The following is a 12,349-nucleotide window of genomic DNA, read 5'->3' on the forward strand; positions in this document are numbered from 1 at the left end:
GGGACCCCCAACACCCATCCTGGCCTGCCCGAAAGGCCTTATCTGAACGGCATTGGGTCAAGGCGTGGGGTGAGCAGCTGTTTTCGCCGACCGGCGCGGCCCGGTGTTCGACGGCGGCTGGCAGTACGACGCCCAGCTCGGATGAACTGCTTCTGCCGCCGCGATAGGCGGGTGTGTCGGCGTTTGAACGGCGCCCAGATGGCGCCACCGGCGCCTTGGTGGCCCTTGTCCGCGAAGGTAATCTCGCCGGCGCTGGTCAGGCGGCGACCAGGCCGTCGGCGCGGGTGGCGGGCAGATCATGCGTGGAGTCGAACAGGGCGGGTGAGGCCCCGATCAGCCGACCACCCGGGGTCGGGGAGGACCTGCACGCTCACGCCGTGTCGCTTTGCTTGCCAAAGTAGTAAGGGCCGCTGATCGGCGATCCAGTCGATCGGATCAACTTGCCGCCGAGGATCGCCTAGACCAGTCGGGTGACCCCGCCGCATCGCGTCGGCGAGGCCATCGGTATGAGCTGAGAGCCGGCGACAGCCTCCCGCAGGTACCGTCACACCGTTGTCACCGATACGCCGACTCTGGCGACCCCCGGTGAGGATGTCACCTTTGCCCAGGTGGGCGGCGGGAGCCTTCTCGTTGTCCGTGACGGCTGTCGCCGTCGGCAGCGATAGCGCGCGTCCTCTGCGGAGAGCGGAAACGCCCACCGTTTGGCCTGACTTGGGACTCAGCGTCCCAAGTACTGATAGGAGGGTGCTGCTGTGGATCTCCGCGGATACCATCAGCGGCGAACCGGTTGGGAGGCGGAGGATGAGACAGCAGGCCTCTTCTGGTCGCCGCATCATCATCGCGCCTGGTCAGAGTTCGAATACACGCACCGGCGCCCACCCCCTACGGTTGCGACCATGAGCGGCGCCAAGGCGACGGGCGGCGGTAGGAACCGGGGCCCCCTAAGCCGTCACAGCTGGCTCGCCGTCCGTGCCCGGCCATTCACGCAGGGCGCTGGTGCTGCAGTAGCGGCGCACCTCCGAGCGTGGCCTTGCCATCGGTCTTTGCCATGAACCTGCCGACTTGTCCAATAGCCGCACCGGCGGTGGTGATTGGCCTGCGGCCGGGTCAGCGGCGCAGCCGAGCCCGAGTCGACCCGTCGAACCGCTGGCGCATCAACGGCGAACCCGAAGATGCGTGCGGCGGCGACCAGAATCTTGTGGCCTGGCCGGATTCAACCGGATCCGCCAAGGTCGGCAGGCGAACTCACGAGGGGATCTGCTCATGGACAGCTACTTCACCACGAAGCGTCACGAGCGCCTACGGGAGGAGGTGCGAACGTTTGCGGAGGCCGAGGTACGCCCCCGGATTCCGGAAATGGAAGCGTCTCGCTCGGTTCAGCACGAACTGTCGCGGTTAATCGCGCACCAGGGCTGGATCGGTGTCACGATCAGCCCCGACTACGGCGGGATGGGCCTGGGACACCTCGCGAAAACGATCATCATCGAAGAGCTGTCACGGGTCAGCGGCGCGATGGGCGCCATGGTGCAGGCCAGCCAGCTGGGCGTGGCCAAAATCGTGCACTTCGGCAACGACAGCCAGAAGAGGCAGTGGCTACCGGCCATCGCCGACGGAACCTGCCTGCCCACCATCGCGGTCACCGAGCCACAGTCCGGTGGCCATGTCCTCGGCATGGAGGCCACCGCCGTACGCGACGGCGACGACTACATTCTGAACGGCCGGAAGGTGTTCGTTGGCAACAGTCACGTCGGTGACCTGCACGGCGTGGTGGTCCGCACCGGCCCGGGCTCTCAGGGACTGTCGGCCTTCCTGGTCGAGTCGGACCGTTCGGGCTTCTCGCTCGGCCCACATCGCGCGGCCATGGGCCTGCACGGCTTCAGCTTCGGCGAACTCGTCTTCGAGGACTGCCGCGTACCCGCGGCGAACCTGCTCGGCGTCGAGGGTGACGGCCTGGCCGTCGCCTACTCCTCCAGCATCCTGTACGGCCGGCCGAACCTAACCGCGGTCTCCCTCGGCATCCACCAGGCCCTACTTGAGGAGACCTCGGCATACGTCACCGAGCAGCACCGCTACGGCAAGCCGTTGGGTGATCTCCTCCCAATCAAGCTGAAGGTCGGGCAGATGCAGTCCCGGCTGATGACCGCCCGGCTGGCCGCTTATCACGCGGTGCACTTGCTGGACCAAGGCCTGCCCTGCGACGCGGAGTTGATGAACGCCAAGCTCATCAACGTCGAGTACGCCCTCGACTCGGCCCGTAACGCGATGGAAGTGCACGCCGCGTGCGGGCTCTACCCCGACCGGCCGGTAGAGCGGTATGTCCGCGACGCCCACCACATCTTCGCTCCAGCCGGCACCTCGGACGTCCAACTGATCCGTCTCGGCGAGGTGGCACTGGGCACGTCCAAGGGGCAGTGGTCGGAGCGGCTCGCCGCCCCTTTGCTGGAAGCGGCGGCCACTTCCTGACGTCGTCCTATCGCCGGCTGCGCTGGTTGATCCGTTCCGTCAGCTCGGCGGCCAGGGACTTGATGGTCTCCAGTCCCTGCCGTCCCCACGGGCGCGGCTCGGTGTCGACCACGCAGATCGTGCCGAGGGCCATACCGGTGTGGTCGATCAGTGGCGCGCCCAGGTAAGAGCGGATGCCGATCTCGTCGACCACGGGGTTGCCGGCGAACCGCGGGTAGTCGCACACGTCGTCGAGTACCAGCGCCTTGCGCCGGACCACGACGTGCGGGCAGTAGCCGTGGTCTCGTGACATCACCCGGCCAGGCTGCCCGGCGGCCGCGACCTCCGGCGTGGCGCTGGCTCGCCCGGCCGGGGCGGTGTAGAGGCCGGCGAAGAACTGGCGGTCCTCGCTGATGAAGTTCACCATCGCGTACGGGGCTCTGGTGATCTGTGCGAGTTTTTGGGCGAATTCGTCAAACTCGGGGTCTGGGCTTTCCCCGAGGCCGAGATCGCGCAGCCGCTGCACACGTTGCGGCGCTTCCTGATCAGTCGGCGTCAGTGACTGGTAGGCCGGGGATTCGTAGATCATTTCTGGCTCCATATCTGCTGCAGGTCTGACGCGTCTCACGCCGAGTGGGATGGGGAAGTGCCGAGTAAGTGCTGGAGCAGGGCGATCAGCACCGCGGTCGCGGAGCGGCTTTGACGGGCGTCGCACATGACGATCGGCACATCGGGTTTGAGCTCGAGAGCGGCCCGCACCTCCTCAGGGTTGTATTGGAACGAGCCGTCGAATTGATTGACGGCGACCAAAAAATCGATGCCGCGGGCTTCGAAGAAATCGACGGCTGCGAAGGAGTCCTGTAGGCGGCGGGTGTCGGCGAGGACCACAGCCCCGAGGGCTCCGGCAGACAACTCGTCCCACATGAACCAGAAGCGCTCCTGTCCGGGTGTGCCGAACACGTACAGGATGTGACGAGGATCGACGGTGATGCGGCCGAAGTCCAGCGCCACCGTGGTGGTGGACTTGCCCTCCACCCCCGTCAGGCTGTCGGTGCCCACGCTGGCGGTGGTCAGGATCTCCTCCGTGCGCAACGGCCGGATCTCGCTCACCGCACCGACGAACGTTGTCTTACCGACGCCGAACCCCCCAGCGACGAGAATCTTGAGCGCAGTCGGGAACACCGGAGACAGTTCAGAGTCGTTGTTGTAGGCCATAGAGAACCGCCTCCAATACGGATCGGTCAGCGGGGTCTGCGATAGGGCTGGGAGCTCGGGTGCTCAGCGCGCCACAATCGACCAAGTCGGAAAGCACCACCTTCGTGATAGCAGCGGGCAGTTTCAGGTGCGCCGAGATCTCGGCGACCGTGGTCGGGCCGCCGCAGAGGCGAAGCGCCCGGGCATGGTCCGGCTCCAGGTGTCCCCGAGGTAACCGGCCGGTCGCCATCACCCAGGACAGCAACTCCATGTGCGTGCTGGGTCGGGTGCGCCCGTTACTGACCGTGTACGGGCGCACCAGGCGCCCCGCGTCGTCGTCGAGAAAGGGTTCGTCCTCCGGGCCCACCATGGTCACCGAATAATGTCGTCAGAACTGGCGATCCCCGGACGCTTCGGCGTGGCCAGAAATGGACGTACGCTTTTCACCATTTGCGACATCTCATACCCGAGCACGCCGACGTCAGCCTCACGGCCGGCGAGCACCGCGAGGACGGCATTGGAGCCGGCCGCCGTGACGAACAGCAGGGCGTCATCGAGTTCCGCCACCACCTGACGGACGCCGTTACCGCCATCGAAACTACCTCCGGCGCTGCGAGCGAGGGAGAACAGTCCGGAGGAGATTGCCGCCAGATGGTCCGCGCCGGCCCGATCCAGCCCGTGGGCGGCCATCGGTAGGCCGTCCGAGGACAGCAGCAAAGCACTACGGGTGTGGGGGACGCGCTCGGCCAGCCCGGACAGCAGCCACACGAGATCCTGAGATCGTTCAACGGGCGCATTGCTCCGCATGATAGGTAACCCTCCTTAACGGTGACGCGGGGTCAGCTGATGCCGTCTAGACGGCCCTCGGAACCGTCATTCCCGCCGGTTCCGGCTTCGCCCTGGCTGAAGGCCCTCGTGAACGTAGCCATCAGGGTGGGGTCGTGTTCAGCCACCTGTTCCACTGAGACAGGGGCACTGGGGGCGCCGTGCAGCTGCGGGGCCAGATGTGTCTGTGGTTTCCGGTGCGGTAGCTGCGGACGCGCGTCGCCGTCAGCGAACTGGGCTGTAGTCGGGTCGCTGGCCGCGGCCCCCTCCGCCGCCGTGCCCCCGGCGTAGCGGGCGGCCTCGCTAGCTGCCGGCAGCGACGCAGAAGAGTCGGTAGGAGAGGACAGGTAGTCCCAGGCCGCAGACGGCTGTGCCGTCACCTCAGCACGGATCCCCTCGCTGGGCATGGGAGTCCGGTCATGAACCCGAGGCGGGGCAGGCGCCGGTGAGTACGCCGGCGGTGGGGGCGTCGAGACACTCGCGACCATCGCAAATTGTGGCTCGTGGCGTGGTGGTTGGACCATGGACTGCGGCTGCGGCTGCGGCTGCATCTCGTGCCAGGATTCACTCCTCTGCGGCGGCGCACCGAGCAGCCCGGGCGGCAGGATGAGCACCGCCTGGATCCCGCCGTAGATGTTGGTCTGCAACCGTACCGTGATGCCGTGCCGACGGGCGATGGCCCCGACGACGAACAACCCGATACGGCCGTCGCGCAGCAACTCGCCCACGTCAATCCCGGTTGGGTCGACCAAAAGACGGTTGACCCGGTCCTGATCGGCGAGCGGCATACCCAGGCCCCGGTCCTCAACCTCCACTGCGATACCCGCCGTCACGGCCTGGGCACGCAGTAGCACCTGGGTGTGGGGGGCGGAGAAATTAGTGGCATTCTCAACGAGCTCAGCGACCAGATGGATGACGTCGGCGACAGCGTGGCCGCCCAGCGTGCCCTCAATCGGTGGCACCAGCTTGACCCGCGAATACTGCTGGACCTCGGCCATAGCCGACCGCAACACCTCGGTCAGAGCCACCGGCCTGCTCCACTGTCGTCGAGAAACAGCGCCACCTAGCACCGCAAGGTTCTCCGCGTGCCGGCGGATACGAGTGGCAAGATGGTCGACCTGAAACAGACCCTTGAGTAGATCCGGATCCTCCACCTGGTTCTCCAGGTCGTCGAGCAACTGGATCTCCCGATGCACCAGGGACTGCAGCCGTCGGGCGAGGTTGACGAAGACCTCCACCTGGTGACCGGAGTTCGGCACGGGCGCCGCCGGTGTCACGGCTGATGCCTCTACGACGGCGACCTGGGCAGCATGCAGGACCTCGTCCAGTTCGCGCTGCAGAAGCGCGAATCCATCGTCGCCCCTGCCCGGCACGAGCTCCGCGGGTGACTCGAGCCGCTCGCCGCGGCGCAACCGCTCGATCAGCCACTGCACCTCAGTCCGGCGGTGAGTGGTCGAGGACCGCACGGCGCCGATCCTGGCGACGACCAGGCGATCGACCGCATTGGCTCGGTTGGCGGCGATGGCGATGACCACTACGCAGGCGATCCATGCCAGGACGAGAGCCCAGCCCATCCTGGCAGTGACCGTTTCCCCGGACGTGACGAGCACGCAGAGAACGGCGGTGGCCCCGAGCAACGCAACGACGGCGGCAGGAAGCACAGACAGCCACAAAAAACGCGGCCCCAAGCCACTGGCCGTGTACCCATCGCGTGCGGAAGGTTCGCCGTAGGGATCGTGTGCCCGATGGACGGCACGCGTGTCAAGAGGGGAAGACTCAGGCATCAGCATCCTCGTACCAGGAGGGAAACCGCTGGCAAATGCGGGCCATCTCGATCGACCGGCACCGTGCGGAGGCGGGAGATTGCTCTCGAATACAGGCAGTCTAGAACCTCCGGCCCCTCTCACGGCGGCGATGGACAACGGTCCGGATCCTATATGGACTACATCGCTCCTTAGCCTGCGGCCGCAACAGGACCCCTCACGTCTGGCCCACTGCTGCAGCGGCATACGACCGCGAACCGCGGCGAACTCAAGGTCGTCGTCTGCCCACCACATCCATGCCCTCACAGACATCATCGAGTCTGATGCTGCGCCCGGCAAAATTCCCAACGTCAGCTCGCCAGCCGGTAGGAAAGCGCCGTCTTGCCCGGCAGCGTTACGGCTTTCGCCTCCGTTGAACGCAGCCACGGCCGCCTCCTGGATCGGCAGCCCCATCCACAGGGGGCTTCGCGTTCGTCAGCGTTCGCGACCGGGCAACTCGGCGAGAAGCCGTTGGTACTCCTCGTGGCTGCCGACGGCGGCTCGGCGGTCGGGGTGACAGACGTAGTGTCGGATCGCAGCGGCGAGAAACCAGGCGTCGACGTTGTCCGTGCGCAGTGCGTGCCGGCTCCATGGAATGCCGCGCCGGCGCACCAACTGGGGTTGCGCGTAGGCCAGCCACAGTGTCGAGGGAGGGCCGACAGGCAGAGGGGTCTGGGCGACCGGTAGTGCCTCCCACGGCACTATGAGCGAGCCGAGGACGGTGCGTTGTTGTACGCCATGGGGACGTAGCTGTGGCCCATAGCCCCGCCAGGCCTCAACGACCAGCAGTGCGACGAGCAGAAGCCAGGAGACAGGGAGGAGGATCGATTCGGGTGTCCACGGAGTGCCTTGCCTGGCGGAGCGCATCAGAGCGCCGACCTCGGCCGAGAAGGGCGCGAGGGAGCACAGGGGCAGGAATACCTTCCATGCAGGCACCGGCGTGCCGAAGGCCGGAATCTGAGGCTGCACCACGAAGTAGGCCGGACGGGTCTGCCAGCTGAGGATCGCCAGGACCAGGAGCGCCACGGCAAGGAAGAGCAGCGGGAAGAACAGGAGCTGCCCCAGGGAGGGAGCAAAGCCCACCGCAACAGCGTTCCCGCCCGCTACGAGCAGGCCGAGCATCAAGACAGTGTGCCGGTGGCGGACTGTAGCAGCGAGGACCTTGCCGATCATGCCCGTGACCATAGGTCAAATAACCCGTTAGCTGAGGCCGTCTTGTTCAGGCGTCGCTGCACCAATCCCAACGAAGGCTTTGAACATGGGAACTTCACCGGCCGATGCAGCGCCGCCGAATGGGCCGCCAGCGCTGTACGCCCGCGACTGCCCGTCTTGGCCCGCTTCATTCCGTCCCATGCCGCGCTCACCCAGGGTTGTCTCACTCGACAGCTTCCGGGACGTGGTGACCGGGGGGTGATCGGCGTATCGAGGGGCGTCGGCGTTGGTCGTGCTGCCGGCGCCGTCACGGCTCGCTGGGTCCGGCGCCAAGGGTGTTGCCGAGCGCGTAGCCCCGCCCCGTCAGCAGCCGAAAGGAACGCATCGCCCACACCCTGCGGCACATGCTGGAGACCAGCCTCAAACCGGATGTGGTGCTGCTGGCCTTCGCCACCTGCTGGAACCGGCCGTCGCTCGAGGCCGTGATCCCATCGCGGTGCTGCTCGAACCCGTGGGCTTGACGACGTCCGGCAAGAAACTTTCGTGCTCCGGCTCAGGTGGCCGGTTGTGTGGCGGGACCGGTGTGAGGGAGCAGGTCACCGCGGGCGTGGTCGGGCAAGTCTCGGTCGGTGTGGTCGGCGTGGAACAGCGCCTCGGCGAGCAGGGCCTGGACGTGGACGTCGGCGGCGGAGTAGTAGACGAAGGTGCCTTCCCTGCGTCCGCGGACCAGCCCGGCCAGGCGGAGCTTGGCCAGGTGCTGGCTGACGGCGGTGGGGGCAGCGCCCACCAGGTCGGCAAGGCAGGCGACCGACGACTCGCCTTGGGGTGGGGCCCAGAGGATCTTGATGCGGGTCGGGTCGGCGTGCAGCCGGAAACCCTCGGCGGCGAGGTGAACCTGCTCGTCGTTGGGCATCTGGAAGTCCGGCAGCGACGCATGCACCCGTCTAGCCTAGCCATCCTCCGCTGACTGTCTTCCTAGCTGAATGTGTATCTGCGAAGGCATGCAGGTATGGTCGGTTGTTGTCACCCTGACGGCCGACACCACTCTCGCTCCGCCCGCGACCGCCGCAGCCCGCGCGCCTCGGCGGTGGGGTGCGCGGCTGTGGGCCCTCGCTGAGGCGCGCTGGGCTGCGGCGGCGACAGTGCTTTTCGCCCTCGGTGGCATCGCGCAGCTCGCGCATGCCCCGGCGCCGCTGTGGTAGACGCTGTATCTGGCCTGGTACGCGCTCGGCGGCTGGGAGCCGGCGCTGGCCGGATTGCGGGCGCTGCGGGAGTGGACCCTGGACGTCGACCTCCTGATGATCGTGGCGGCGCTCGGTGCGGCCGGCATCGGGCAGGTCTTCGACGGCGCGCTGCTGATCGTCATCTTCGCCACCTCCGGCGCGCTGGAGGCGTTCGCCACGGCCCGGACCGCCGACTCGGTCCGCGCCCTGCTTGACCTCGCCCCCGAGCGCACGACCCGGGTCCGTGACGACGGCACCGAGGACACCATCGACACGGCGGAACTGGCCGTCGGCGATCTGATCCGGGTACGGCCGGGGGAGCGGATCGGCGCCGACGCTGTGGTCGTCGACGGGGCCAGTGACGTCGACCAGGCCAGCATCACCGGCGAGCCGCTGCCGGTGGCCAAGCACCCTGGGGACGAGGTGTACGCCAGCACCGTCAACGGCGCCGGGTCACTGCTGGCCCGGGTGCACCGCCCGGCCGCCGAGTCGGTGATCGCCCGCATCGTCGCCCTCGTCGAGGAGGCCTCGGCGACCAAGGCCCGCACCCAGCTGTTCATCGAAAAGGTCGAACAGAGCTACTCCGTCGGCCCGGTGGTGGCGACCCTGGCCCTGTTCGCCGTCCCGCTGGCGTTCGGCGCGGCTCTGCAGCCGACCCTGCTTCGAGCGATGACCTTCATGATCGTCGCGTCGCCATGCGCGGTGGTACTGGCCACCATGCCGCCACTGCTGTCGGCCATCGCCCTCGCCGGCCGGCATGGCGTCCTGGTCAAATCCGCCGTGGTCATGGAGCAGCTCGCCGACACCGACGTGGTCGCGTTCGACAAGACCGGCACGCTCACCGAAGGCACCCCCCGGATCGCGGAGATCCACCTCATCGCCGACAGCGGTCACGCCGAGGACACCTTGCTGCGGCTGGCGGCCGGCGCCGAGCACCTCAGCGAGCATCCACTGGCCGCCGCAGTGCTCGCCGCCGCCCGGGACCGGGGGCTGGCCGTCCCCGCCGCCCACGACTTCGCCTCCACCCCGGGCCGGGGCGTCGCCGCCACGGTCGACGGGCGGCGGGCACGGGTCGGCAGCCCCACGCTGCTCGACGACGTCGCGCGGGTCGACCCGCAGGTGCATGCCCTCGTCGACACCTCGCAGGCGGCCGGCCGTACCGCCGTGGTGGTCATCGTCGACGACGCGCCCGCTGGCGTCCTCGCCCTGGCCGACCGGGTCCGCCCGCACGCCGCGGCCACGGTCACCGCCCTGACCACGCTGACCGGCACGACACTGGCGCTGCTCACCGGTGACAACCCCGGTGCGGCTGGCCGGCTCGCCGCCGAGGCAGGCATCGCTGACGTGCACGCCGCCCTGCTGCTCGCCGACAAGGTCGATCGGGTACGCGCCCTTCAGCGCGACGGCCGGCGCGTCCTGCTGGTCGGCGACGGGGTCAACGACGCCCCCGCTCTCGCCGCCGCCGACACCGACGTGGCGATGGGCCGACACGGCTCCGACCTCGCCCTGCAGACCGCCGACGCGGTCCTGGTCCGCGACGACTTGACCACCCTGCCCGCTGTCATCGCCCTGTCCCGCCGAGCCCGCCGCCTGGTCACCGCGAACCTGGTCATCGCCGGCACGTTCATCACCGTCCTGGTCGCCTGGGACCTCATCGGTCACCTCCCGTTACCCCTCGGTGTGGCCGGTCACGAGGGCTCCACAGTCGTCGTCGGCCTCAACGGCCTACGGCTGCTGCAATCCAGGGCCTGGCGTCGAGCGCTGGCCGGTCGATGAGCCGCCGCGCCGGGCGGGCGCGGGCGGCCAAGCCCTGCACGGTGACCGTGTGCCCGCGCGTCGACGAACTCCTGGCCAAACCCCGTGCCGGCCGGCCCAGCAGCCCTGACGACCACCTCGACTACCTGGACCAACGCGTCAACGACGGCGCAACGAATGCCACTCAGCTGTTTGCCGACTTCCGCACCTGCGGCTACCGCGGACAAGGGCTGATGGGCAGGTGGGCGACGGCGGCCCGTCGGTGCTCCCGCCCGCCCGCCCGTATGATGCCGCGTCGGTGGGGACGGGTGCGGCCCGCCATCGAACGCCTCGGACGCATTACAGAGGAGAACGACATGCGCATCGAGGGCCGTGCGGCGCTGGACTACCCCGCCTACCGGCAGCTGGTGTGGGTGTCCGGCAAGGTGCGACTCCTCAAGGTGTGGGCAGCCGCCCTCCTGATGGCGGTCGGCGCGCTGCTCCTCACACCGGCAGCCGGCGCGGTGCTGCTCGTCGCGCTGCTGGTCGCCGCCCCGCTCTCCTTCGAGCTGTCGCTGCGGCGCGTCTGGCGGCGTCTGTCGGCTGGCGGGCCGGCCGTGGAGATCGGGTACGAGCTGACCGACGAGGGGATGAGGGTGTGCCTGGCCGACGTCACGACGCAGCACCGTTGGGAGTCCCTGCGGCCGCTGCGGGAGACGGGCCGGTATTGGCTATTCCAGGGCCTCCTGGCCCGACGTGCGGTCGCGGTACCGAGGGACGCCTTCAGTGCCGACGCGCGCGCCGAGGTCGGTGCCGTGTTCGCCGGGCTGCGCTGACATCCGATGCCCGCCGGGTCAGAGGCAGGCTCAACTCGGCCAGCAGCTGGACCACCAGCCGCCGCCAGAGTTTTCCCAACGACCTCACCCACCACAGCTGATCGCCCTCACTGACACCAACGTCAACGAGGCCAGGGGCGACCCGTACGCGTCTACCTGGCAGCCGCAATCAGCGCGGAGAATCCGATCAGGGAGCCGCCGCCGGCGGCCGCGTTGAAGGCGCCCGTGAGGAGACCGGCGGCAAAGAGCAGCGTTGCCTGCGAAGGATCTATCGAGTCTCACGCTAGTAGGTTGTCCACTGCACGAGCGCCATCCGGGGGCAAGCGCAGATCGGAACGGGCGGCAACACACTGGCAGGGAGGCCGGCTGGCGAACTTCACCTCTTTAGGGTGAGGCGGGGGCCGCGTGTCAGGGCCATCGTGGCTTTGAGGAGGGGTCACGATGGCTGACGTCACCCAGGATTTCTTCCGCAGCCTCGCGGACCGGGGGCACGATCGCCGGCTAACGGCGCTCCACGAGGGCAGTGTCCGGTTCGACATCAGCCAGGACGGGCAGGTCGACCATTGGCTGGTCTCCATCGTCAAGGGCGACATCACGGTGTCGGAGCAGGCGACGGGTGGGGACGCCGTCGTCCGGGCGGATCGGGCGGTGTTTGACCGGATTGCCAGCGGGGAGGCGTACTTCCTGACCACCGTGCTGCGCGGCGAGGCGACCGTGGAGGGCAGCCCCCGGCTGTTCGCGACCGTCCGAAGGCTGTTTCCGCCGCCACCTGCTTCCCAGGAGACGCGACGCCGAAGAGGTGACCATGAGTGAGAACCAGGTCGGCATCCTCGACGGAACCACCTTCATAGTTTGCGATCGGACGGGTGACATCGTTCCGTCACCGGACGCCCCGCACGGCCTGTTCCGCACCGGGTTTGATGGAGACATCGAAACCTGGGAGGAACACCAGCGATGCCCGCACCAAAGAAGTACAACGATGAGCTGCGTGAGCGTGCGACGCGGTTGGCCGTCGAGGCCCGTCGGGATCCGGCGTCCGCGGTCGGGGCGATCCGGCGGATCGCTGGTCAGCTCGGGGTTCATCCGGAGGCGTTGCGCACGTGGGTGAAGAAGGCCGAGACCGACGGCGGTGACCGGCCGG

Annotated in this window: 12 protein-coding genes; 5 read left to right on the forward strand and 7 right to left on the reverse strand. The window is 68.2% G+C overall.

Annotated features, from left to right (window positions below; genetic code table 11):
• The first annotated feature begins 1,263 nt into the window (after positions 1 to 1,263).
• Entirely contained in the window at positions 1,264 to 2,463 is a 1,200-nt protein-coding gene (locus ACFOYX_RS30130) for an acyl-CoA dehydrogenase family protein (protein WP_322444013.1), read from the forward strand.
• 7 nt (positions 2,464 to 2,470) lie between these two features.
• On the opposite strand, the gene ACFOYX_RS30135 is transcribed toward ACFOYX_RS30130, so the two are convergent.
• The 7 genes from ACFOYX_RS30135 to ACFOYX_RS30165 form a co-directional block, all read right to left on the reverse strand.
• Positions 2,471 to 3,031, reverse strand: coding sequence for a GAF domain-containing protein (locus ACFOYX_RS30135; RefSeq protein ID WP_322444012.1), 561 nt, complete (start codon positions 3,029 to 3,031; stop codon positions 2,471 to 2,473).
• A gap of 35 nt (positions 3,032 to 3,066) precedes the next feature.
• The gene (locus ACFOYX_RS30140; protein WP_109801490.1) at positions 3,067 to 3,657 is read right to left on the reverse strand and encodes an ATP/GTP-binding protein; all 591 of its coding nucleotides are present in this window, start codon (positions 3,655 to 3,657) and stop codon (positions 3,067 to 3,069) included.
• A complete protein-coding gene (locus ACFOYX_RS30145; RefSeq protein WP_109801499.1) occupies positions 3,635 to 4,006 on the reverse strand; it encodes a DUF742 domain-containing protein in 372 nt (123 codons plus the stop codon). Before ACFOYX_RS30145 ends, ACFOYX_RS30140 begins: the two co-directional genes overlap by 23 nt.
• Before the next feature lie 2 nt (positions 4,007 to 4,008).
• On the reverse strand, positions 4,009 to 4,443 hold the full coding sequence (locus ACFOYX_RS30150; protein WP_109801489.1) for a roadblock/LC7 domain-containing protein: 435 nt from the start codon (positions 4,441 to 4,443) through the stop codon (positions 4,009 to 4,011).
• A 32-nt stretch (positions 4,444 to 4,475) separates the two neighbouring features.
• Complete coding sequence (locus tag ACFOYX_RS30155) at positions 4,476 to 6,071, reverse strand: ATP-binding protein (protein WP_322444010.1); 1,596 nt, start codon at positions 6,069 to 6,071, stop codon at positions 4,476 to 4,478.
• Between the two features lie 627 nt (positions 6,072 to 6,698).
• The gene (locus ACFOYX_RS30160; RefSeq protein ID WP_146231040.1) at positions 6,699 to 7,436 is read right to left on the reverse strand and encodes a hypothetical protein; all 738 of its coding nucleotides are present in this window, start codon (positions 7,434 to 7,436) and stop codon (positions 6,699 to 6,701) included.
• 532 nt (positions 7,437 to 7,968) lie between these two features.
• The gene (locus ACFOYX_RS30165; protein ID WP_322444014.1) at positions 7,969 to 8,328 is read right to left on the reverse strand and encodes a metalloregulator ArsR/SmtB family transcription factor; all 360 of its coding nucleotides are present in this window, start codon (positions 8,326 to 8,328) and stop codon (positions 7,969 to 7,971) included.
• A gap of 343 nt (positions 8,329 to 8,671) precedes the next feature.
• On the opposite strand from ACFOYX_RS30165, the gene ACFOYX_RS30170 reads away from it, so the two are divergent.
• From ACFOYX_RS30170 to ACFOYX_RS30185, 4 genes are all read left to right on the forward strand, one after another.
• Complete coding sequence (locus ACFOYX_RS30170) at positions 8,672 to 10,414, forward strand: heavy metal translocating P-type ATPase (RefSeq protein ID WP_322444009.1); 1,743 nt, start codon at positions 8,672 to 8,674, stop codon at positions 10,412 to 10,414.
• A 335-nt stretch (positions 10,415 to 10,749) separates the two neighbouring features.
• A complete protein-coding gene (locus tag ACFOYX_RS30175) occupies positions 10,750 to 11,208 on the forward strand; it encodes a YcxB family protein (protein ID WP_238453224.1) in 459 nt (152 codons plus the stop codon).
• A gap of 441 nt (positions 11,209 to 11,649) precedes the next feature.
• Entirely contained in the window at positions 11,650 to 12,021 is a 372-nt protein-coding gene (locus tag ACFOYX_RS30180) for an SCP2 sterol-binding domain-containing protein (RefSeq protein ID WP_322443663.1), read from the forward strand.
• Positions 12,022 to 12,162: 141 nt separating this feature from the next.
• On the forward strand, positions 12,163 to 12,349 hold a 187-nt coding region (locus ACFOYX_RS30185; protein WP_377534614.1), incomplete at its 3' end, for a transposase.

The sequence above is a fragment of the Micromonospora sp. GCM10011541 genome (assembly GCF_042650725.1).
Lineage (GTDB): Bacteria > Actinomycetota > Actinomycetes > Mycobacteriales > Micromonosporaceae > Micromonospora > Micromonospora sicca.

Coding starts and splice junctions, on each gene's coding strand:
- ACFOYX_RS30175 (WP_238453224.1), top strand. CDS start 10,750: ATGCGCATCGAGGGCCGTGCGGCGCTGGACTACCCCGCCTACCGGCAG.
- ACFOYX_RS30145 (WP_109801499.1), bottom strand. CDS start 4,006: ATGGTGGGCCCGGAGGACGAACCCTTTCTCGACGACGACGCGGGGCGC.
- ACFOYX_RS30165 (WP_322444014.1), bottom strand. CDS start 8,328: ATGCCCAACGACGAGCAGGTTCACCTCGCCGCCGAGGGTTTCCGGCTG.
- ACFOYX_RS30150 (WP_109801489.1), bottom strand. CDS start 4,443: ATGCGGAGCAATGCGCCCGTTGAACGATCTCAGGATCTCGTGTGGCTG.
- ACFOYX_RS30135 (WP_322444012.1), bottom strand. CDS start 3,031: ATGATCTACGAATCCCCGGCCTACCAGTCACTGACGCCGACTGATCAG.
- ACFOYX_RS30130 (WP_322444013.1), top strand. CDS start 1,264: ATGGACAGCTACTTCACCACGAAGCGTCACGAGCGCCTACGGGAGGAG.
- ACFOYX_RS30140 (WP_109801490.1), bottom strand. CDS start 3,657: ATGGCCTACAACAACGACTCTGAACTGTCTCCGGTGTTCCCGACTGCG.
- ACFOYX_RS30160 (WP_146231040.1), bottom strand. CDS start 7,436: ATGATCGGCAAGGTCCTCGCTGCTACAGTCCGCCACCGGCACACTGTC.
- ACFOYX_RS30180 (WP_322443663.1), top strand. CDS start 11,650: ATGGCTGACGTCACCCAGGATTTCTTCCGCAGCCTCGCGGACCGGGGG.